The 23,717-nt window shown below is 74.6% G+C and carries 4 protein-coding genes; all 4 read right to left on the bottom strand.

The window, feature by feature from the left end; all coding sequences use genetic code 11:
• Positions 1-103: 103 nt before the first annotated feature.
• Genes A8711_RS13005 through A8711_RS12990 form a run of 4 tightly spaced genes read right to left on the bottom strand, consistent with a single transcriptional unit; the run spans position 104 to position 22,643 of the window.
• A complete protein-coding gene (locus A8711_RS13005; protein WP_069088349.1) occupies positions 104-5,740 on the bottom strand; it encodes a type I polyketide synthase in 5,637 nt (1,878 codons plus the stop codon).
• A gap of 16 nt (positions 5,741-5,756) precedes the next feature.
• On the bottom strand, positions 5,757-9,128 hold the full coding sequence (locus A8711_RS13000) for a non-ribosomal peptide synthetase (RefSeq protein ID WP_069088348.1): 3,372 nt from the start codon (positions 9,126-9,128) through the stop codon (positions 5,757-5,759).
• A 1-nt stretch (position 9,129) separates the two neighbouring features.
• A complete protein-coding gene (locus A8711_RS12995) occupies positions 9,130-13,956 on the bottom strand; it encodes a type I polyketide synthase (protein WP_069088347.1) in 4,827 nt (1,608 codons plus the stop codon).
• The gene (locus A8711_RS12990; RefSeq protein WP_199744109.1) at positions 13,953-22,643 is read right to left on the bottom strand and encodes a type I polyketide synthase; all 8,691 of its coding nucleotides are present in this window, start codon (positions 22,641-22,643) and stop codon (positions 13,953-13,955) included. The genes A8711_RS12995 and A8711_RS12990 overlap by 4 nt, the downstream gene beginning before the upstream one ends.
• Positions 22,644-23,717: the final 1,074 nt, after the last annotated feature.

Genomic DNA, 23,717 nt, shown 5'->3' with positions numbered 1-23,717 from the left:
TGGCGATCATCCTCGGTGTGTGGGTGAGCTGACACGGCTGCGGACAGGACGTGCGGCGCTCGCGTACGGCGGGCACGCGCCGCGGCGGGCGGAAGCGGCCGGCTCATGCCCGTCCCCCGCCGTCGTCCTCGGCCAGCAGGGCGGCGAGCTGCGCCTCGATCTCCTCGTCGGACAGCTCGTCGAGGCCGGCCAGTTCGTCGTCGGGCACGTCCCGGCTCACCACTTCGATCCGGTCGGCGCCCCGATCCCCCGGCCCGCCGGGGTCGGCCAGCACGGTCACCGTGTGCGCCACCGTCGGGCTGTCGAAGAAGCCCCGCAGGTTCAGCTCCACCCCGAACCGGCCGCGGATCTTCGCGCCGATCTGCACGGCGGCCAGCGAGTGTCCACCGAGGGCGAAGAAGTCGTCGTGCACGCCGACGCGGTCCAGGCCGAGCACCTCCTGCCAGATCTCCGCCACCGTCCGCTCGGCCTCGGTGCCCGGCGCCACGTACGGGGTGTCCAGATCGGGCCGGGGGTGGCTGCCCCGGGGCGGGGCGATCTGCTCCACCTCCCCGGCGAGCAGCGCGGGGGTGATCGAGGCGGCGAGCCGGCGCAGCCCGGAAAGGTCCCGGCCGGTGACCACCACGTGCTCCGGCAGCTCGGGCGCGGCGAGCAGCCGGTCGAAGGCGGCCATCCCGTCGGCAGCGGTCATTCCCTCGCTGAGCACGTGCAGGGTGCCCGGCGTCGCCTCGCCCGCGCCCGTGCCGGCGGCGGTCACCGCGCCGTCGCGCACCTGTTCCAGCAGGCCGTCGATGTCGTTGATCCGCTTGATGGTGAAGTCGGTGATCCGGGCCAGCAGCTGTCCCTGCGGGGAGATCAGCTCGATGCTGACGGTGAGCGTCTCGCCGGAGTCACCGGCCTCGTCCACCTCGACGTGGCAGTGGACCACCCGGGTCAGCGGGGCGAAGACCCGCAGGCTGCGGTAGGTGAACGGCAGGTAGAACACGTCCCGCGCGCGGATCCGGGCGGACGCGCCGGCCACGTCCAGCAGCGCCGGGTGCAGCGGGTAGCGCTCCAGGTCGGCGGCGAACTCCTCGGCCAGTTCGAGCGTGACCATCAGCCGCCGCTCGCCGGCCTCGATGCGGCGCAGGCACCGCCAGCGCGGGCCGAAGGAGAACTGCAACCGGCCGCCCTGCTCCACCCGGTCGAGCTTCAGCCGCCGCTTCAGTTCGTCCTCGGTGTCGATCACCTCGGTGACGGCGCAGTCGCGGCGCAGCCGGTCCAGGTCCCGGGCCGTGTCCGCCGGCCGCTCGTGGAAGGCCACGGTGCCGCTCGCGTGCTCCTGCCAGCGGCCGGACTCCCCGTCGACGCGGCTCTGCACGCTGAACCGGAGCTGCCCGTCACGCTCCTGCACCGTGGTGAACAGCTCGCGGCTCCGACCGTCCGGCACGATCACCGGCATCAGGAACAGCACGTCGTTCAGCTCCACCACCCGGCCGGCCGCCCGGTCGGCCACCGCCGCGTGGACCAGCTCCAGGTACGTGGTGCCGGGAACGAGGCCGTGGCCCATGATCCGGTGCTCGTCGACGATCCAGCTGTCGGCCGTGCTGAGCGTGGTGGCGTACGTCCGGGACGTGCCGGTCGAGGAGACGAGGCGTTGCAGCAGCGGGTGCCCGGTCAGCGCGGCGCCGCCGTGCAGCCGCTCGACCAGGCCGGCGGCCATGCCGGTGTTGCGCCAGGTGTCCCAGGCGACAGCCGCGACCGGCGCCCCGGTGGTGGCTCGCCGCCACTGGGCGTAGACGTCCAGGAAGGCGTTCGCCGCGCAGTAGTCGCTCTGCCCCGGCCCGCCGAGCAGCGCGGTCAGCGACGAGCAGAGCAGCAGGAAGTCCAGTCCGTCGGCGTCGCAGACGGCGTCCAGGTGCAGCGTGCCGACGGTCTTGGCGGCCAGCACGTCGGTCACGTCCCGGCCGGACTTGACCGCGATCAGTCCCCGCGACGGCAGGCCGGCGGCGTGGACGACGCCGTGCAGGCCACCGCCTTCGGCGCGCAGCCGTCCGACCGCGTCGGACAGGGCGGCCCGGTCGGTGACGTCGGCGTGCAGCACCACCACCCGCGCCCCCAGTTCCCGCAGCCGCTGCACGCCGCGGATCCGCCGGCTGGTGTCGTCCTGCTCGCCGTGCTCGGCCAGCCAGTCCGGCCACCGCGTCGAGTCGGGGAACGCCGAGCGGTGCAGCAGCCCGAGCACGGGGGCGTCGACCGAGCGGGCGATCTGCTCGGCCAGCGCCAGCCCGACCCCGCCGAGACCGCCGGTGATCAGGTAGACGCCGCCGGGCCGCAGCCGGCCGCCCGTCCCGCCGGCGGCGTCGGCGGGCAGGGCCTCGAAGTCGCGTACCCACCAGTGCCGGCCGCGCAGCGCCAGTTCCCGGTCGGCGGTGGGCGCGGTCAGCCGGGCCAGCACGGTCGTGGGGCCGGGCGCCGGGTCGGCGGCGGGCAGGTCCAGCACGCGGCAGGTGACGTCCGGGACCTCCTGCGGGATGACCGTGGTGGCGCCGAGCAGCGGGGCGTTCTCCGGCTGCAGGGCCTCCTCGCCGGTCACCGCGAACAGGCCCCGGCTGAGCACGTCGATCTCCACCGGGCCGGCGGGCTGCACGTCCCCGATCGCCTGGGCCAGGGCCAGCAGGCTGTCGAACCCGACCCGCCGGGCGCTGTCGATCCGGTCCGGATCCGGGCCGTCGCCCGGCTCCACGGTCAGGCTCCACAGGTGCACCACCCGGATCGTCCGGCCGGCGTCCACCTCCAGCGACTTGAGCAGGCCGGCGTGCTGGTCCCGGCTGGCCGGGTCCAGCGACCAGGCCCGCTCGCCGGTCTCCCGCAGCTCGTCGCCGGCGCTGACCCGCAGCACTGTCGCACCGTCGTCGGCCAGCCGCCCGGCCAGCGCCACGCCCAGCGGCAGCTCGGCGCCGAGCACCACCCAGGTCGCCCCGTCGGTGGTCCCGGCGGCCGGCGCGGTGAGCCGCCGCCAGCCCGGCACGTGGAACCACTGCGCGTCCGGCCCGGTCGCCGCGACCGGCGCGGGCCGGACCGGGCCGGGCCGCGGCTCGATCCAGTAGCGCTGGCGCTGGAACGGGTACGTGGGCAGGCGCAGCAGCCGCCGCGGCGTGTCCCCGGCGCGGGCGGCCCAGTCCACCGGCGCCCCGGCGGCCCAGAGTTCCCCCAGCCCGGCCAGCAGGTACTCCTGGTCGTCGCGCGGTTCGTCCGGGTGACGCACCGATCCGGCCACCGTGCGCCGCTCGTGCCAGGCGCGGTGCTGGCGGACGAAGTTGCGCAGCGTCTGCCCGGGACCGACCTCCAGCAGCACCAGCTCCTCGTCGGCGAGCAGCACGTCCAGGGCGTCGGCGAAACGCACCGGCGCGCGCAGGTGTCGTCCCCAGTACTCCGGGTCGGTGGCCTGCTCGTCGGTGATCCAGGCGCCTGTGACGTTGGAGACGAACGGGGTGGCGGGCGGGCGCAGGGCGACCCGGCGGACCGCGTCGACGAACGGCGCGACAGCGGCGTCCATGCTGGGTGAGTGGAAGGCGTGCGAGGTGCGCAGCCGGCGGCACGCCACCCCGTCCGCCGCGAGCCGCTGCGCCAGCGCGTCGACCTCGGCGGTCGGGCCGGCCACCACGCACAGGCCGGTGGAGTTCACCGCCGCGACGCACAGCCCGCCGGTCAGCCGGCCGGTCACCTCCGCCTCGGGCAGGAACACCGCGAGCATCGACCCGGCCGGCATCGACTGCACCAGGCGCCCCCGCGTGGCGACCAGCGCCACCGCGTCCTCGAGGGAGAACACCCCGGCCAGGCAGGCGGCCACGTACTCGCCGACGCTGTGCCCGACCATCGCCGCCGGGCGGACGCCCCACGAGATCCACAGGCGGGCCAGCGCGTACTCCACCGCGAACAGCACCGGCTGCGTGACAGCGGTACGCGCCAGCGCCAGCGCCGCGTCGCCGGTCTCGTCGTCGGCGGCGAACAGCGGCACCCGCAGGTTCTCGCCGAGGTGGCCGGCGAACAGGTCGGCGCAGCGGTCCAGCTCGGCGGCGAACACCGGCTCGCTGCGGTACAGGCCCCGCGTCATGCCCACGTACTGCGCGCCCTGGCCGGGGAAGAGGAACGCCACCGGCGCGTCCCGTCCGGCAGGCGTGCCCGTGCCGGCGTCGGCGGCCCGCCGCAGCGCGGCGACCAGTTCGGCGCTGTCCCGGCCGGTCACCGCCGTACGGTGCTCGAAGGCCCGGCGGCGGGCGGCCAGCGTGTACGCGACGTCGTCCAGGTCCAGGTCGGGGTGGGCGGCCAGGTGGTCGGCGAGCCGGCCGGCCGCGGCGGCCAGCGCCGGCGCGGAGCGGGCCGACAGCGGCAGCACCCGGGCTACGGCCGGTGCGGCGGGCGGCGCGGCGGCCGGCGCGGCCGGGGCCGGCGCCTCCTGCAGGATCACGTGCACGTTGCTGCCGCCGATGCCGAACGAGCTGACCCCGGCCCGGCGCGGCGTCTCCTGCCGGGGCCACTGCCGCAGCTCGGTGTTGACGAAGAACGGGCTGGTCGGCAACGCCAGCTCGGGGTTGGCCCGGGTGTGGTGCAGGGTCGCCGGGATCGCCTCGTGGCGCAGCGCCAGCACCGCCTTGATCAGGCTGGTCACCCCGGCCGCGGCGTCGAGGTGCCCGACGTTGCTCTTCACCGAGCCGATCGCGCAGTAGCCCACCCGGTCGGTGTGCTTGCGGTACGCGCGGGTCAGCGCGGTGATCTCGATCGGGTCGCCGAGGGCGGTGCCGGTGCCGTGGGTCTCGACGTAGCCGATGCTGTCCGGGTCCACGTCGGCCACGGCGAGCGCCTCGGCGACGACGCGGGCCTGCCCGTCCACGCTCGGCGCGGTGTAGCCGACCTTCAGCGAGCCGTCGTTGTTCACCGCGGTGCCGAGGATGACCGCGTCCACTGTGTCCCCGGCCGCGTGGGCGTCGGTCAACCGCCGCAGCACCACCACGCCCACACCGTTGCCGGCGACGGTGCCCTGCGCCTGCGCGTCGAAGGGCCGGCAGTGCCCGTCCGGGGAGAGGATGCCGCCCTGTTCGTAGCGGTAACCGCCGCGCAGCGGCACGCTCACCGACACGCCGCCGGCCAGGGCCAGGTCGCACTCGCCGTTGAGCAGGCTCTGGGCCGCCAGGTGCACCGCAGTCAGCGAGGTGGAGCAGGCCGTCTGCACGGTCATGCTCGGCCCGGTCAGGTTCAGCTTGTACGACACCCGGGTGGCCAGGAAGTCCTTGTCGCTGGAGATCAGCGTCTGGTAGCTGCCGGCAGCGTCCACCGCCTGCTCGTTGGCGAGCAGGTTGAACAGCAGGTACGAGTTCAGGCTCGACCCGGCGAAGACGCCGATGCGCCCGTCGAAGGTCTTCGGGTCGTGGCCGGCCGACTCCAGCGCCGTCCACACGCACTCCAGGAAGACCCGGTGCTGCGGGTCGAGGACCTCGGCCTCGCGGGGGTGGTAGCCGAAGAAGCCCGCGTCGAAGCGGTCCGCGTCGGCCAGGACGCCCTTGGCCGGCACGTAGTCGTCCCGCGCGGCCACCTGCGGGTCGACGCCGTCGGCGCGCAGCTCCTCGTCGGACAGGCGGGCGATCCCCTCCCGGCCGGCCGTGAGGTTCGCCCAGAACTCGTCCACGTCGGCAGCGCCGGGGAACCGCCCCGCCATGCCGATGACGGCTATCTGGTCGAGGTTCTCGACGTCGTCTGACATCTGTCTCACCTACCGTTCATGCCTGCGCGGCCGACGAGCGGCGGCGACGTCGACTCAGTGACTGCCGGCGGGTGGCCGCCCGTTCCTGGGCGTCGCCCAGGCCGTCGCCGTCCGCGCCGGGCCGGTTGAGGTAACCGGCGAGCGCGGCGACGGTCGGGAACTGGAACAGCTCGACGAGCGTCACGTCCCGGCCGGCCGCCGCGACGAGCCGCAGGCGGGCCTCGGCCATCAGCAGGGAGTGGCCGCCCAGCTCGAAGAAGTTGTCGTCCACCCCGACCTGCTCCACGCCGAGCAGTTCCCGCCAGATGCCGGCGACGGTCCGCTCCAGCTCGTCGCGCGGCGCCACGTACGGGCTGCGCAGCTCCGGGCGGGCCAGGTCGGGTTCGGGCAGGGCCGACCGGTCCACCTTGCCGTTCGAGGTCAGCGGCAGGGCGTCCAGCGTGGTGAAGACCGCCGGCACCATGTAGTCGGGCAGCCGTTCCTTCAACCGGCCGATCAGCTCACCGGTGGCCGGCACGTCCGGCCCGGCCAGGTACGCCACCAGCCGGGTGTCGCCGCCGTGCGCACGCGCCACCACCACCGCCTCGGTGACGCCGGGGCAGGCGGTCAGCGCCGCCTCGATCTCGCCCAGCTCGATCCGGAAGCCGCGCAGCTTCACCTGGTGGTCGAGGCGGCCCAGGTACTCGATCGCGCCGTCGGCACGGATCCGGCCCAGGTCACCGGTCCTGTAGAGCCGGGCGGGCGGCCGGTCGTCGTCGCGGTCGCCGGTGACGGCCGTGCCGCCGGCCGGCGCCGGTGTGGCGAACGGGTCGGCGACGAACCGTTCGGCGGTCAGCTCGGGCCGGTTCAGGTAGCCGAGCGCCACGTTGACCCCGCCGATGTGCAGCTCGCCGGGCACACCCACGGGCACCGGCTGCAGATGGCGGTCCAGCACGTACACCTGGGTGTTCGCGATCGGCCGCCCGATCGGCACCGGCCGGGGGTCGTCGCGGCGGCAGGCCCAGGCGGTGACGTCGATCGCCGCCTCGGTCGGGCCGTACAGGTTGTGCAGCTCGGCGGCGGACCGGGTGAAGAAGCGGTCCTGCAGGTCGCGCGGAAGCGCCTCGCCACTGCAGATCACCCGACGCAGGCTCACGCACCGCTCGACGTCGGGCTCGCGCAGGAACGCCTGGAGCATGGAGGGCACGAAGTGCACGGTGGTGACCTGTTCGGAGCGGATCGTGTCGACCAGGTAGGCGCCGTCGCGGTGCCCGTCCGGGCGGGCCACGACGAGCGTCGCGCCGGTCATCAACGGCCAGAAGAACTCCCAGACCGAGACGTCGAACGAGTACGGCGTCTTCTGCAGCACCCGGTCGCCGGGGCCGAGGCCGTAGGCGTCCTGCATCCACAGCAGCCGGTTGCGGATGCCGGCGAACGTGTTCGGCACGCCCTTGGGCCGGCCGGTCGACCCGGAGGTGTAGATGACGTAGGCGACGTCGGTGCCGCGTACCGGGGTGGGCCGGTCGTCGGCGGCGTCCGCGGGCACGTCGTCGGTGAGCAGCTCGTCGGCGTACCACAGCGGCCCGTCCCAGGACAGCTTCTCGCCGAGCCGCCGCTGGGTGAGCACCACCGCCGGGTCCGCGTCGTCGAGCATCAGCGCCACCCGCCCGGCCGGCAGGCCCGGGTCGACGGGCACGTACGCGCCGCCGGCCTGCCAGATCGCCAGCAGGCCGACCACCAGCTCCACCGAGCGTTCCAGCACCAGGCCGACCCGCACGCCGGGGCCGACCCCGGCGGCACGCAGCCGGCGGGCCAGCCCGTTGGCCCGGCGCAGCAGCTCCCCGTAGCCGACGGTGCGGCCGGCGAACCGCACCGCCGGCAGTTCCGGCGTACGCCGGGCCCGCTCGGCGATCTGCTCGTGCGCCCAGCCCGCGCCGGGCCACCGCCGCGCCTCGCCCCGGGACAGCGCCAGCACCGCGTCCCGCTCGTCGGCGTCCAGCAACGGCAGTTCGTCGACAGCCGTGTGCGGGCCGGCGACGGCCAGCTCGACGATCCGCCGGTAGTGCCCGGCCATCCGGGCCATGGTGGCGGGTTCGAACAGGTCGCGGTCGTACTCGAACCAGCCGCTGACCCCACCGGCGTCGTTGAACAGCTGCAGCTCCAGGTCGAAGCGGGCGCCCTGGGCGCGCAGCGGCAGCCGTTCGAACTCCACCCCGGCCAGGGCCAGCGTGGGCAGCGGGTCACTCTGGTAGGAGAGCCCCACCTGGAAGATCGGCGGCCGGCTGAGGTCGCGGGCCGGCTTCAGCGCCTCCACCACCTTCTCGAACGGCACCCGCTGGTGGGCGTACGCGCCGAGGCAGGCGTCCCGGACCCGGCCCAGCAGTTCGGTGAAGGTCGGGTTGCCGGTCAGGTCCACGCGGACCGGCAGGGTGTTGACGAAGAACCCGATGAGCGGTTCGACCTCGGCCCGGTCCCGGTTGGCCATCGGCACGCCGACCACCACGTCGTCCTGCCCGCTGTAGCGGCGCAGCAGCACGCCGAAGGCGGCCAGCAGCGCCATGTACGTGGTCGCGCCGTGCTGCTTGCCGAGCGCGCCGAGCGCGGTGAGCACCGGCTCGGGCAACGTGAACGGGTGGGAGGCGCCCTGGAAGCCCTGCACCGGCGGGCGGGGCCGGTCGGTCGGCAGGTCGAGCACGGCCGGCGCCCCGGCGAGGTGCTCCCGCCAGTGGGCCAGGTCCGCCGACAGGTCCTCCCCGCGCAGCCAGTCCTGCTGCCAGGCGGCGTAGTCGCCGTACTGGACACTCAGCTCGGGCAGCGCCGGCCGGTCGCCGGTGGCCAGCGCGGCGTACCGGGTGGAGAGTTCACCCAGCAGCACCCCGACGGACCAGCCGTCGGAGACGAGGTGGTGCATCGCCACGCCGAGCACGCAGTCGTCGTCACCGAGCCGGAGCAGGGCCAGCCGCAGCAGCGGGCCGCTGGTGATGTCGAACGGCTCGCGCAGCGCGGCCACGATCCGCGCCTCCAGCTCGTCGCCGCCGGCCGGCGTGCCGCGCAGGTCGGTCTCGGCCAGCGGGATCGCGAGCGCCGGGTGGACCACCTGCACCGGCCGCCCGTCGCGCAGCTCGAACGTGGTCCGCAGCGACTCGTGCCGGGCGACGATCCCGTCGACCGCCTGCCGCAGCAGGGCGGTGTCCAGCGGGCCGCGGATGCGCACCGCCGCCGGGATCAGGTACGCCGGGTTGCCGGGCCGGAGCTGCTCCAGGAACCAGATGCCCTGCTGCATCACGGAGATCGGGAAGACGTTCTCCCGCCGGGCGGGCCGCGCCTGGCCCCGCTCGCGCAGCAGCTTCTCGAACAGCGCCCGTTTCTCCGGGGAGAGCGCGGCGAGCCGTGCGTCGAGGTCGGTCATCTCACGCCTCCTGGCCCAGTACGGCCCGCGCCTGCTCGTCGGAGAGGCCTTCCAGCTCGGCGAGCAGCTCCGAGGCGACGTCCTCGAACCGCTCGACCCGCCCGATGGCCGCCGTGTCGGCGCCGCCGTCGTCCGCACCGGCCGGCAGCCGGCTGACGATCTGCTCGGTGAGGGTGCGCAGGGTGGCGCCCTCCAGGAACACCGCGATGGACAGCGAGACGCCGAGCTGGCGTTCGATCTCGTTCTTCAGCTCCACCGCCATGAGCGAGTCCAGGCCCAGGTCGAACAGCGGCTGGTCCAGCCCGACCGACGCCGTCGCGGAGCCGAGGGTGGCCGCGACGGCGAGCACCAGTTGCCCGGTGAGCGTCTCGGCGCGCCGGTCGGCCGGCAGGGCCAGCAGCTGCGCGCGGCTGGGCAGCAGGCTGGTCCGGGCCGTACGCCGGGCGGGCCGGGCGGGACCGTCGCCGCGCAGCAGCGGGGCGAGCAAGGCCGAACCGGAGACCTCCTGGTAGCGGCGCCCCCACTCGGTCCAGTCGACCGGGACCACGGCGATCTGCGGCTCGTCGTGGCGCAGCAGCCGGTGGAAGACCCGCAGCGCCTGGCCGGGCCGCAGCGTGCCCATGCCCTTGCTGAGCCCGGGGGTGGTGTCGGCGCCCCGGTTGGCCAGGCCGACCCCTTCCCAGATACCCCAGTTGACGCTCAGACCGGGCAGTCCGGCGGCGCGGCGCTGCGCCGCCAGCGCGTCGAGGAAGGCGTTGGCCGCCGCGTACCCGGCCACGAACGGCGAGCTGAGCAGCGAGCTGGTCGAGGAGAACAGGATGAAGAAGTCCAGCTCCCGGCCGGCGAACAGGCGGTGCAGCACCCAGGCGCCGACGGCCTTGGGCAGCAGCGGGCGTTCCAGGTCGGCCCGGGTCAGCTCCATCAGCGGGGCCACCTCACCGGTGCCGGCGGCGTGCACGACGCCCCGGATCGGCGGCCGGCCCTCCCGGTCGTAGCCGGTCAGGAACGCCCGTACCGCCTCCTCGTCGGCGACGTCGACGGAGGCCACGTGCACGGCGGCCCCGAGCGCTTCCAGCCCGCGCACCCCGGCGACACGTGCCGCCGCCGGATGGTCGGCGGGCAGGCCGGCCCACTCGGCGCGGGGCGGCAGCACGGTGCGGCCGAGCAGCACCAGCCGCCGCGCGCCGGCCCGCACCATCGACCGGGCCACCTCCAGGCCGATGCCGCCGAGGCCGCCGGTGATCAGGTAGCTCGCGTCGGGCCGCCACGGCCCGTCGGCGGCGTCGGCCTCGGGCACCGCCTGGCGGACGAGCCGGGCCACGTAGCGCCGGTCGCCGTGCAACGCGACCTGGTCCTCGGCGTCGCGGGCGGTCAGCTCCCCCACCAGACGCGCGGCCAGCGTGGCCGGGTCGGCGGCCGGGTCGAGGTCGATCAGGCCGCCCCAGAGCGCCGAGTGCTCCTGCTGCAACGACCGGCCCAGGCCCCACAGGGCCGACTGGGCCACCGCGAGCGACACCGGCCCGCCCGGGGCGTCGGCCGGCCGTACCGCGCCGCGGGTGACCAGCCAGAGCCGTACCGTCTCCGGGCCCCGCGCCCGGGCCAGGGCCTGCGCGGTGTGGACCGCGCTGAGGCTGCCCCGCTCGGTGGCCCGCAGCAGCGCGACGGCGTCCGCCGTGCCGTCCGGGTCGGTGTCGTCGAGGCTCCACAGGTGCAGCACCTGAAGCTCGCCGCCGTCGAGCGCCAGCTCGTCCACCAGCCGGCTCAGGTCCGCCGGGCCGTCGAGGCGCACCTCGGCCCGCGCGCCGTCGACGCGGTACGCCGGGCCCGGCGACACCCGTACCACCCGCTCGCCCCGGACGGCGACGGCGTCGGCGAACCCGGCGCCGACCCCGGTCCCGTCGGTGAGCACCAGCCAGGTCCGGGCCGGGGTTGCTTCCGGGTCGGGAGCCGGCGCGGGCGCGTCGACAGGTTGCCAGTCGAGCCGGTAGAGCAGGTCGTCGTCGGCGTACGCGGCGGCGCCGTCCTCGCCGGTGTCGTCCACGGTGGATGATCCGGTGTGCCGCTGCTGCTGCCGCTGCGTGCGGCGCGGCTCCTGCCAGCAGTGCGTCTTCTCGAACGGGTAGGTGGGCAGCGGCACCCGGGCCCGCCGGTAGTCCCGGTCGAAACCGGCCCAGTCCAGGTCCACGCCGGCGGTGTAGAGCCGGGCGACGGTGTGCAGCAGCACCGCCCAGTCGTCGTGCTTGGGCCGCAGGCTCGGCGCCAGCAGGGCCTCCCCCGCCGGCAGGTTGTCGCTGATCATGCCGAGCAGCGTCGGCGCGGGTCCCATCTCGACAAAGGTGCGGTAGCCCAGCTCGCGCAGCGTGTCGATGCTGGCCGCGAAGCGCACCGGCTGGCGGGCGTGCCGGCACCAGTAGTCGGCGTCCGGGGCGGTGTCCCACGGCCACAGCTCACCGGTCAGGTTCGCCACGAGCGGGATGCGCGGCGGGGTGAACGTCACCGCGTCGGCCGCCGCGCGCAGGCCCGGCAGGATCGGCTCGATCAGCGGCGAGTGCGACGAGGTGGTGATGTGCAGCTGCTTGGTCTTCACCCCGCGCCTGTCGAACTCGGCGCAGATCCGCGCCAGCGCCTCCCGCTCACCGGAGATGGAGGTGGTGCCGGGGCCGTTGACCGCGGCGACGGACACCCGGTCGGCGTACCCGGCGAGCACCTCGGTGACCTCGGCCTCGGGGGCGAAGACGGCCACCATCGCGCCGTTGCCGTTCAGCTCCCACATCAGCCGGCCGCGTTCGACGACCAGCCGCAGCCCGTCCTCCAGGCTCATCATGCCGGCCACGCAGGCGGCCACGTACTCGCCGAAGCTGTGCCCGAGCACCGCCACCGGCTCGACGCCCCAGGAGCGCCACATCTGCGCCATGGCGTACTGCACCGCGAACAGCGCCGGCTGCGAGTAGGTCGTGCGGTAGACCAGGTCGGAGTCCGGGTCGGCCGGGTAGATCACGTCCAGCAGCGGGACGTCCAGCAGCGGCCGCAGGATCTCGTCGCAGCGGTCGACGGCCTGCCGGAAGGTGGGCTGCGTCTGATAGAGGGCGCGGGCCATGCCGACGCGCTGCGGGCCCTGCCCGGTGAAGAGGAAGACCACGTCGTCGCTGCCGGCCTCGCCCACCACCGGCAGGTCGCCGGGCAGCCCGTCGACGAAGTCGGCGAGCTGGTCGGCGACCTCCCGGGCGGACGCGCCGACGGCGGCCAGCCGGTGCGGGAAGTGGGCCCGTCCGGTGCCGGCCGAGAAGCAGACGTCGGCCAGCGCCGCGCCCGGGTCGGCGGACAGCCGCTGCTGGTAGCGCCGGGCCAGCTCCAGCAGCCCGTCCGGCGTCCGGGCCGACAGCGGCAGCACCGAACGGGGCCGCTCCACCGCCGGTTCCGACGGTACGGCCGGCGGCTCGGGCGCGGCCTGCACGATCAGGTGGGCGTTGGTGCCGCTGAACCCGAAGCTGCTCACCCCGGCCACCGGCCGCTCGGCGACCGTCGGCCAATCGCTCAACTCGGTCGGCACCGCGAACGTGGTGCCGGCGAAGGAGATGTGCGGATTCAGCTCGGTGAAGTGCACGTTCGGCGGGATCGCGCCCTTGTGCAGGGCGAGCACCACCTTGATCAGCCCGACGATGCCGGAGGCGGCCTCGGCATGGCCGACGTTCGTCTTCGACGATCCCAGGTAGACCGGTGCGCCCTCCTCCCGGCCGTACACCTCGGCCAGCGCCTCGACCTCGATCGGGTCGCCGAGCGTGGTGCCGGTGCCGTGCGCCTCGATGTAGGAGACCTGCTCGGCGGCGACGCCGCTCGCCGCGAGCGCCCGGCGCAGCACGTCGCGCTGCGCCACCCCGTTCGGGGCGGTCACCCCGGAGCTGCGACCGTCCTGGTTGACCGCGCCGCCGCGGATCACCGCGAGCACCTGGTCGCCGTCGCGTACCGCGTCGGTCAGACGCTTGAGCACGACGATGCCGCAGCCCTCGCTGCGGACGTAGCCGTTGGCGCGGGCGTCGAAGGTCTTGCACCGGCCGTCCGGGGCGACCATGCCGGGGAACTGGGAGAAGGCCACGCTGGGCAGCGGCGACAGGACGACGTTCACCCCGCCGCCGAGGGCCAGGTCGCACTCGCCGGACCGCAGGCTCTGCACCGCCATGTGCACCGACACCAGCGAGGAGGAGCAGGCGGTGTCCACCGCCACGCTCGGGCCGCGCAAGTCGAAGACGTACGAGATCCGCCCGGTCACCACGCTGTGCGCGGTGCCGGTGCTGGCGTAGGCGGTGATGTCCTCCAGCCCGGGGAAGTTCTCGGTGGCGAAGTCGTTGCTGCACACGCCGAGGAACACCCCGGTACGGCTGCCGGCCAGCGCGGTCGGCGCCTTCCCGGCGTTCTCCAGCGCCTCCCAGGACACCTCCAGGGCAAGCCGCTGCTGCGGGTCCATGGCCAGCGCCTCGCGCCGGGAGATGCCGAAGAACTCGTAGTCGAAGTGGTCGACGCGGTCCAGGAAGCCGCCCCAGCGGGTCCGCATCTTGCCGGGCTGCTGCGGTTGCTCGTCGTAGAACTCGTCGACCGGCCAGCGGTCGGCCGGGATCTCCGCGACCGCGTCGACGCCGTCGCGCAGGATCCGCCAGAAGCTCTCCGCGTCGACCGCGCCGCCGGGGAAGCGCAGCCCCATGCCGACGACCGCGACGGGCTCGGTCCGGCCGCGCTCGTACTCGGCGAGCTGCCGCTGCATCCGCTCCATCTGCAGGTAGGCGCGCTTGAGCGTGGAGTTCGGCGCCTGCGCCTGCTGCCCGGTCGTGGTCATCCCTGACGCCCTTCCTCGATCTGGTTGAGCTTGGCCAGCAGGAGCGCCTCGACGTCGTCGTCGGAGAGCTGCTCCAGGTCGGTGGCCGGGTCGTCGGTCCCGGCGGCCGGTGTCGCGCCGGGCGCGGTCGCCGGGCCGGTCCCCGCCGGGGAGACGTCGGCGTCCGGCCCGGCCTCCAGCGCCACGTCCATCCGCTCGGCGAGGTGCGGTACGAGCGCGTCGATGGTCGGGAAGCGCCACGCGAGCGTGGCGGACAGTTCGACGTCGAGCGACGTCTCCAGCCGCTTGCGCAGCTCCAGCGACATCAGCGAGTCGAAGCCCATGTTCGCCAGCGGCGAGGTGACGTCGACCCGGTCGGCGTCCACCTTGAGCACCCGGGCCACCTCACCGGCGACGTGCCCGGTGAGCAGGGCGCGCCGGCGGCGGCCCGGCTCGACGGTGAGCAGCCGCCGGCGTACCTCGCCGGAGCGCGCCCGGCCCTCGGCCGTGCGCGGGGTGTCCACCGCGACCAGGTCGGCCAGCAGCGCGGGCACGAGCCCGCCGGCCGCGGCCGTGCGGAGCCGGTCGAGGTCCAGCGGCAGGACGGCCACCTGCGCCGCCGGGGTCCGCACCAGCCGGTCCAGCGCCTCGATGCCGTCGCGTGGGTCGATGCCGACGATGCCCTGACCGGCGAGCTGGCCGCCACGGTCCGGGCGGGCCGCCAGGCCGGACCCGGACCAGGGACCCCAGTTGACGCTCAGCGCGGCCCGTCCCTGCGCCCGGCGCCGCTGCGCGAGCGTGTCCAGGAACGCGTTCGCGGCGGCGTAGTTGGCCTGGCCCGGTGAGCCGAGCAGCGCGGCGGCCGAGGAGTAGAGGACGAAGAAGTCGAGGTCCCGGTCCAGGGTGGCCCGGTGCAGATGCCAGGCGCCGTCCACCTTGGGCGCGGCCACGGCCCGGAACCGGGCCCGGTCGAGCTGCAGCATCAGCCCGTCGTCCAGCACACCGGCGGCGTGCACGACGCCGGCCAGCGGCGGCATCGTCCGGTCGAGGTCCGCCAGCACCGCCGTGACGTCCTCGTGGCGGGCGATGTCGGCCTGCCGGACCTGGACGTCGACGCCCTGCCCGCGCAGCTCGTCGAGGACCTGCCCGGCGTACGCCGAGGGCCGGCTGCGGCCGAGCAGCGCCAGGTGCCGCGCGCCGCGACCGGCCAGCCAGCGGGCGGTCTCCAGGCCGAGAGCGCCGAGACCACCGGTGATCAGGTACGTGGCGGCCGGCCGGACCGGGACCTCCCCCGGCGGTACGGCGGCCACCTCGTGCCCACCGGGCCGCAGCACGATCTTGCCGGTGTGCCGGGCCTGCGCCATGAGACCGAACGCCGCCGCCGCGTCGGCGTAGTCGTAGGTGGTCACCGGGAGGGCGGTGAACTCGCCGCTGTCGAAGCCGCGCAGCACCTCGGCGAAGAGGCGGGCGATCAGCTTCGGCCGCTCGGCGAAGGCGCGTTCCAGGTCGACGGCGAGGAACGAGCGGTTGTGCCGCAACGCCCGCAGGCCGAGGTGGCTGTTGGCGTAGATGTCCTGCTTGCCGATCTCGACGAACCGCCCGTTCGGCGCGAGCAGGCCGAGGCTGCGGGTGAGCGCCTCGCCGGTGAGCGAGTTGAGCACGACGTCCACGCCCCGGCCGTCGGTGAGGGCCAGCACCTCGTCGGCGAAACGCAGCGACCGGGAGTCCATCACGTGCTTGACGCCGAGGCGGCGCAGCAGTTCCCGCTTCTCCTCACTGCCGGCGGTGGCCAGCACCTCGGCGCCGTTGCGGCGGGCCACCTGCAGCGCGGCCAGGCCGACGCCGCCGGTGGCCGAGTGGATCAGGAGGGTGTCGCCCTCGCCGAGGTGGGCCAGGTACTCCAGGCCGTACACCACGGTGAGGAACGCGATCGGCAGCGCGGCGGCCTGCTCGACGGTGAGCCCGCCGGGGACGGGGGCGACCAGCTCGGCCCGGGTGGTGGTGTACGCGGCCATGCTGGACGGGGCCACCGCCATCACCGCGTCGCCGACGCTCAGGCCGGTGACTCCGGCGCCGAGCGCGGTGACCCGGCCGGCGCACTCGCCGCCCAGCGGCACGATGCCCGGGGGTACGCCGGGGCAGATCTCCATCGCCTTGAGCACGTCGTTGAAGTTGAGTCCGGCGGCGGCCACCTCGATCTGCACCTGGCCGGGGCCGGGCGGCACGCGTGCGGAGAGCACCGGCGTCAGGCTGCCCAGGTGTCCCTGCACCGACAGCAGCCGGTAGTTGCCGTCGGCGGCGGACCGGTCGAACGGGTGCGGACGCGCCGGCGTGGCCGTGGGCGCGCGCCACGGGACCAGCCGGGGCACGTAGCGCCGGCCGCCGCGCAGCGCGACCTGCTCGCCACCGGGCCGGTGCAGCAGTTCGTCGACCAGGCCGGGAACGCCGTGCCGCCCGTCGGCCGGGTCGAGGTCGACGATCGTGGGGCGCAGCTCGGCGTGTTCCAGCGCGACCACCCGGGCCAGTCCCCAGAGGCCGCCCTGGGCCGGGTCCGGCGCGCCCGCGTCGGCGGCGACCACCTGCGCGCCCCGGGTGGCCAGCACCAGCCGGGGTGACCGGCCGCCGACCTCGGTGAGCGCCCGCACCAGATGCGTGACGGCGACCGGACCGAGCAGTTCGAGCCGGTCCAGTGGGGTGTCCGGCAGGTCGGCCGGGCTCTGCTCGGTGAGGCGCGCGTCGAGGCTCCACGCGTGCAGCACTCCGGCGCACGGCTCCGGCCGGGCGGCACGCAGGTCGGTCAGGAGCGTCACGAAGTCCGCCCGCCGGGCCGGGTCGACCTCGTACCGGTCCGGGGCAACCTGCCGGTAGGCGTCACCGGGTGCGACGGTCACCGTGTCCACGCCCCGGCCGGACAGCGCGGCCCGCAGGTCGCCGCCGACCGGGTCGGCGCCGGCCAGCAGCAGCCACCAGCCGCCGGTCTCCGGCGTCTGTGCCCCGTCGGTCGCCTCCTGCCAGGCCAGGTCGAGCAGCGCCTCGCCGACCGGGTCGGCCGGGCCGGAGCCGGCCAGCCGGCGCAGCCGCACGCCGGCGATCTCGCCCACCGGGTCGCCGGCCGCGTCGTAGAGCACCACCCGGGCGCCGTCGATCTCCGGGCCGTCGGTGGCGGCCCCGCCCACGGTGGCGTGCGCCCATCGGGGTACGCCCGGGCCGGCGGCGAGGGCGAAACGCTCCACCCCCACCGGCAGGTACGTCCCGGCGTCGGCGCCGGTCATGGCCGCCGCCAGCACCTGCAGGCAGCTGTCCAGCAGGGCGGGGTGCACCAGGTACGGCTCCCGGGCGCCGGTCAGCTCGGCCGGGTCGCGCAGTTCGGCGACCGCCTCGCGCTCGCCCTGCCAGAGCGCGGCGACGCCTTGGAAGGCGGGGCCGTAGCGCAGGCCGGACCGGGCCAGCCGGGCGTAGTGCTCGGCGCTGTCCCGCTGCTCGCCGCAGCGGGACCGGACCGTGGTCAGCGGCTCGACGGCGCCGGCCGGGAACTGCTCCGCGGCGCCGTACCGGCCGTGCGCCACCTCGTTCCAGGCGTCGTCCGGTCCGCGGCTGTAGATCCGCAGCGTGCCGCCGGTGGCGGTCTCCGGGAGCAGGACGAGTTGGACGGTGTCCGCCTCGGCCAGCTCCTCGACGAGGGTGACCCGGGTCAGTTCGATCCGCTCGACCACCGCGGCCGGATCGTCGAGGAGCCGCCGGGTCGCCGCCAGCGCCGCGTCGAGCAGCAGGCTGGCCGGCAGCACCGGGCTGTCCTCGACGACGTGGTCCCGCAGGTAGCCGAACCCGGCCAGGTCGAGCCGGACGCCGAAGTGGTGTCCGCCCGGTTCGGCGGCGGACCGGACGTACGTCTCCAGCACCGGGTGCCCGCGGTGGGCGGTGCGCCGCGTCCGGGGGTACTCGTCGGTGATCCAGTGCCGTTCCCGCTGCCACGGGTACGCCGGCAGCGCGGCCATCGGCACGACCGGCCCGTACATCCGGCGCCAGTCGACCGGGCAGCCGGCGGTCCAGAGGCGGCCCAGCTCACCGAGGACCGTGGCCCGGCTCGGCTCGTCGCGGCGCAGCGAGGCGACGACGACGCCGTCGCGCTGCTGGCGGGCGATGCGTTCGGTGACCGGGCCGCCGAGCATGGGATGCGGGGAGATCTCCACGAACACGTCGTGCCCGGCGTCGACCAGGCGGGTGACGGCGGTGTCGAACAGCACCGGCCGGCGCAGGTTGTCGGCCCAGTACGCGGCGTCGAGCGCGGCGCCGTCGATCGGCCCGGCGGTGACCGTGGAGAGCATCGGCACGGCGGCGGGCCCCGGGGTGAGCCCGTCGAGCAGCGCGCCGAGCTCGGCGCGCAGCGGCTCCATCTGTGGGCTGTGCGAGGCGTAGTCGACCGATTCGAGCAACCGGCAGAACGTCCCCTCGGCCGTCAGCGTCTCGGCGAGGGCGGCCAGGGCCGCGCCGTCGCCGGAGAGCACAGTGGACTCCGGTCCGTTGGCGGCGGCGACCGAGACGGCGCCCGGCCGCCGCTCGGCGAGCAACTGCTCGGTCCGGTCGAGCGGGAGGCCGAGCACCGCCATCCGCCCGTTGCCGATGGCGGCGCGGATGACCCGGCCCCGCTGGCGGGCGACCCGCATCGCGTCGGCGATGCCGAGCGCGCCCGCGACCTGGGCGGCGGCCACCTCGCCGACGCTGTGCCCGACCACGGCGGCCGGCTCGACGCCCCAGGAGCGCCAGAGCGCGGCCAGGGCGATCTGCACGGCGGTCAGCGCGGGCTGGGCGACCGCCGGGTCGTCCAGCAGACTCGCGTCGCCCCGGCCGGTGACCAGGTCGAGCAGGGAGAAGTCGACGTACTGCCGCAGCGCCCGGTCGCACTGCGCGAACGTGTCGCGGAACGCCGGCTCGGCGAGCAGGTCCTCGGTGATCGGCCACCACCGGGGCCCCTGGCCGGAGAACACGAAGACGGGCTTCGGGCGCCGGGAGACGCGCCGGGCGCCCCACGACAGCCCGGGCCGTTCCGTGCCGGCCGCGTACGCGACGAGCGCGTCCCGTACCTGCTCGGGCGAGTCACCGACGCAGGCCAGCCGGTGCTCGTGGTGGGTGCGACGCACGGCGGCGGCGGCGCAGACGGCGGCGAGGTCCGCGCCTTCGCCGGGCGGGGCCAGCTTCGCCGCGTACCGCCGGGCGAGTTCACCGAGCGCCTCGGGGGTACGGGCCGAGATGGTCAGCAGCCGGGCCGGGTCCGCCGGGGCGCCTCCGGCGGGCGCGCTGCCGTTGAGGCGGAGGTGGCCGGGCGCGGCGGCCGTTTCGGAGGAGGCGTGCCGGTCGGACCGGGGCGGCTCGGCGAGGACCAGGTGCGCGTTGGTGCCGCCGAAGCCGAACGAGCTGACTCCGGCGACGGCCCGCGCGTATCCGTCCGGCCACGGCTGACCGGTGTCGGCCACCTGGAGCGCGAGCTGCGCGAACGGGATGTGCGGGTTGGGCTGCCGGTAGTGCAGGCTCGGCGGGATCTGCCGGTGCCGCAGGACCAGCGCGGCCTTGATCAGGCCGGCGATCCCGGCGGCGGCCTCCAGGTGGCCGAGGTTGGACTTGACCGATCCGATGAGCAGGGGCCGCGCCGGATCGCGGTCGGCGCAGACCACGGCGGCGAGCGCCTTGGCCTCGATCGGGTCGCCGAGCAGCGTGCCGGTGCCGTGCGCCTCGACGTAGCCGACCTGTTCCGGCGCCACGCCGGCCCGCTCGTACGCGCTGCGCAGCACCGCCTCCTGGGCGTGCGGGTTCGGCGCCATCAGCCCGTTGGTCCGGCCGTCCTGGTTGACCGCCCCGCCGAGGATCACCCCGTAGATCGGGTCCTGGTCGGCGAGCGCCCGGGACAGCGGCTTGAGGATCACCACGCCGGCGCCCTCGGCGCGGACGTAGCCGTCGGCCCGGGCGTCGAAGGTCTTGCAGCGACCGTCGCCCGCCATCGCGCCGGCCTTGCTGAAGTTGATCGCCAGCGCGGGTGACAGGACCACGTTGACCCCGCCGGCGACGGCCAGCGTGCAGTCTCCCCGGCTCAGGCTGGTGACGGCCTGGTGCACCGCGACCAGCGAGGAGGAGCAGGCGGTGTCGACGGCGATGCTCGGGCCGCGCAGGTCGAACAGGTACGACAGGCGGTTCGCCGCGATGCTGAACGCGTTGCCGGTGCCGGTGTACGCGTCGACCCGGTCGAGGTCGGCGAGGGTGAGCTGGGCGTAGTCGCTGGTGGCGATGCCGATGAAGACGCCGGTGGGGGAGCCGGCCAGGTCGTCGGCGGCCAGTCCGGCGTCCTCCAGCGCCTCCCAGGTCACCTCGGCGAGAAGCCGCTGCTGCGGGTCCATCCGGGCGGCCTCGTGGGCGGCGATGCCGAAGAAGTGCGGGTCGAACTGGTCGATCCGGTCCAGGAAGCCGCCCCAGCGGGTGGTCGTCCTTCCGGGCGTCGTCGCGTCGTCGGTGTGCAGCTCGTCGGCGTCCCACCGGTCGGCGGGCACCTCGCGGACCGCGTCGCGTCCTTCGGTCAGCAGGCGCCAGAAGCTCTCCGGTCCGTCGACGCCGCCGGGGAGGCGGCAGCCGATGCCGATGACGGCGACGGCCTCGTCGGTCGCGTCCGCGTGGCCCGCGGTCGCCTCGGCGCCGGTCGCCGTGGTCGCGGCCGGATCGGCCGGCGCCGTGGGCTCGACCGGCGCGGCGGGTTCGGAGCCGACGGCCGGGTCGCCGAGGTGGGCGGCCAGCGCCTCGATGGTCGGGTACTCCCAGATCAGGGTCGCAGACAGGGTACGGCCCAGCCACGTCTCCAGTTCGCCCACGAGCCCGACCATCTCCACCGACTGCAGCCCGTACGTGGCGACGGGCCGGGTGGGGTCCACCGCCTGCGGGCTGATCCCCAGCCGGGCGGCCAGCTCCGCCACGAGGCGCTGCTCGACCTCGGCGCGACCGGGCGCCGCGGCGGGCGGTGCCGGCGTGCTGCCCGCACCGCCGGTGACGTGTTCCGGGTCGGCCGCGCTCCAGCGCGCCAGCACCGTGAGGTCGCCGGTGAGGAAGGACTGCCGGGCGGCCCGCCGTTGCAGCTTTCCGCTGGAGGTCTTCGGGATGCTGCCCTGCTTGATCAGGACCACGTCGTGCACCTGGAGGCCGTGCTCCTGGGCGACCGCGCCGCGGATCGCCGTGACGACGCGCTCGGCGTCGAGCCGGGCGCGGCTGCCGCCGACCTCCTGGATGACGACGAGCCGCTCCTCGCCGTCGACCTCCACCGAACAGGCCACGCCGCAGCCCGGCCGCAGCGTCGGATCGCTCTGCTCGACCGTCACCTCGATGTCGCTCGGGTAGTGGTTCCGCCCGGCGATGATGATCAGGTCCTTGTGCCGGCCGGTGACGAACAGCTCCCCGTCGTCGGTCAGGAAGCCCAGGTCGCCGGTGCGCAGGAACGGGCCGTCGCCGCTGCCGGCGAGCCGGGCCCGGAAGGTCTCCTCGCTCTCCTGCGGGCGTCCCCAGTAGCCCTGGGCGACGCTACCGCCGCCGAACCAGATCTCGCCGACCCGGCCGGCCGGGAGCCGCTCGCAGGTAGCGGGGTCGACGATGACCAGCTCGTGCCCGGCGGCCGCCGTTCCGCAGCTGACGAGCGTCCGGCTCTCCTCGTCCGGGCCGGCCTCGACCGCCCGGTTGTCGGCGAGGTCGGCGGCACGCACCCGGCGTACTGCCGGTTCGGTGCCGGCCAGCCCGCCGGCGACGAACAGCGCCGCCTCGGCCAGGCCGTAGCAGGGGTAGAAGGCCTCGCGGCGGAACCCGCTGGGCCCGAAGGCCGCCACGAACCGGTCGATGGTCTCGGCCCGGACCGGCTCGGCCCCGCTGAACGCCAGCCGCCAGCTGCTCAGGTCCAGCGCCGCGCGTTCGTCCGCGGTGGTCTTCGCCAGGCACAGCTCGTAACCGAAGTTGGGGCTGCCGCTGAGCGTGGCCCGGTAGGTGGAGATGGCCTGCAGCCAGCGGAGCGGGCGCTTGAGGAACGACGTCGGTGACATGAAGGTCGCCGGGAACCCGGCGTAGAGCGGCTGCAGCATGGCGCCGATCAGCCCCATGTCGTGGTACGGCGGCAGCCAGCTCACCAGCCGGGTGGTCTCGACGTCGGTGATGAAACGCTGGTTCGTCACCTCGAGGTTGGCCAGCAGGTTGGCGTGGCTGAGCACCACGCCCTTCGGCCGCCCGGTGGAGCCGGACGTGTACTGGAGGAACGCCACGTCGTCACCGCCGAGGCCGGGCTCGCGCCACCCGTCGGCCACGGCCGGGTCGATCCGGTCGACGGCCTGCCAGACGAGCGAGCCCAGCGCGGGCGCCAGCGCGGTGATCTGGCCGGCCATCGCGGTGATCTCCGCCGGCGCGAGCACGACAGCGGGACGGGCGTCCTGGATCACGCCGATCAGCCGGGGCAGGGTCCGCTTGAGCAGCACCGGGTTCGGCGGATACACCGGTACGGCGATCACCCGGGCGTAGAGGCAGCCCAGGAACGCGGCGAGGTAGTCCAGGCCCGGCGGGCAGACGATGAGCGCCCGCTCGCCCTCGTTCACGCGCTCTCGCAACGTGGCGGCGATGGCCCGGGCCCGCCGATCCATGTCGGCGTTGGAAATGGCGACCTCGTCGTTCTCGCCGTCGGCCAGGAACCGATAGGTCACGCCGTCCGGACGGTCGAGAAGGACCGCACGGAACCGGTCGACCAGGGTGCCGGGTTTCGGCGGTTGACCAGCGCGAGCGGCGGACCCGGCCGACTGTCGCACTGGGTCGGCCGCATCGGCTCGTCCTGGCAGGGAAACGCCCACGATCCGATTCCTTCTGACGTCCGGTAAAGGCACAGCAGGTCCGGCACGAATGCATGATTAATGCTGCGTTCGCACCACGTTAATAGTCCGGAAAGCACGTTCTGGACTTCGCGAAAGGATCCGCGTTCGTCCCGCCGACTACCAGGACGGCGGCGGCACCAGCATCCCGGCGTCCATCGGCGAGTGTCAACCCTGATCGTTGATAAAGTTTGTGTAACTCGGTTTTCCCAGGAGGCGCAAGCAACGCACCGAGCGCCAACTCTCCGACAGGCGGGAACGATTTTCATAACTGCAGGTGAACGCAGCTCTGCCACTGTCGGATAATTGCGCGCCACTTACCCGACAGTCGACCCGGAGCAGCGTCCCGCCCGGCAGGGAGCGCGCAAAAGCGCAGGCCGTAGGCCATCACGGCATACACAGCGGCGCGCCTTACCGCAGGGAAAACGCGGGCGAACGCGCGTACGGCAGCCTACGTGCCCCGCTGCGCCATGCCCGTGACAGATGGTGCGCTTCAGCCAAGAAGCGCGTCGGCGGGCGTCATCCGCCCCGCCTATGCCGTCCTCGCCGCACATATTGACGAGTGGAATAAACGCCGTCGTGTACGGGCCTGAAACTCCTGGCTAAGGCCCGTCTGATAGCCGATGACATCATCCAGACTACCTCCCCCGGAGCGCAGCATAACACCAGGCGTCGCTCTGCGTTGCCCGTCGATCACGCCAATCAGGGCCGCCAATCCGGGCAGCCAAGATCAGTATGCTCACGACACTCCACGCGACCTGCGGAAATGGCTTCCGCATCCGGATCGGGGCGCGCGATAAGCGCGTCGACCAAAGGAAAGGAGTGGGGAAAAACAAGAGGAAGAAGTCCTCAAAATTGCCCTGATCCACGGGGTTGACTTCTCGCCCAGGAGCCCGTGCCGGCCGGCCTCAT

The organism is Micromonospora sp. II (genome assembly GCF_001709195.1).
In the GTDB taxonomy this organism is placed as follows: domain Bacteria; phylum Actinomycetota; class Actinomycetes; order Mycobacteriales; family Micromonosporaceae; genus Micromonospora; species Micromonospora chalcea.
The sequence above is the reverse complement of the archived record's forward strand: the minus strand, read 5'-3'. Positions and strand labels throughout refer to the sequence as shown.

Coding starts and splice junctions, on each gene's coding strand:
- A8711_RS13000 (WP_069088348.1), bottom strand. CDS start 9,128: ATGACCGACCTCGACGCACGGCTCGCCGCGCTCTCCCCGGAGAAACGG.
- A8711_RS13005 (WP_069088349.1), bottom strand. CDS start 5,740: ATGTCAGACGACGTCGAGAACCTCGACCAGATAGCCGTCATCGGCATG.
- A8711_RS12995 (WP_069088347.1), bottom strand. CDS start 13,956: ATGACCACGACCGGGCAGCAGGCGCAGGCGCCGAACTCCACGCTCAAG.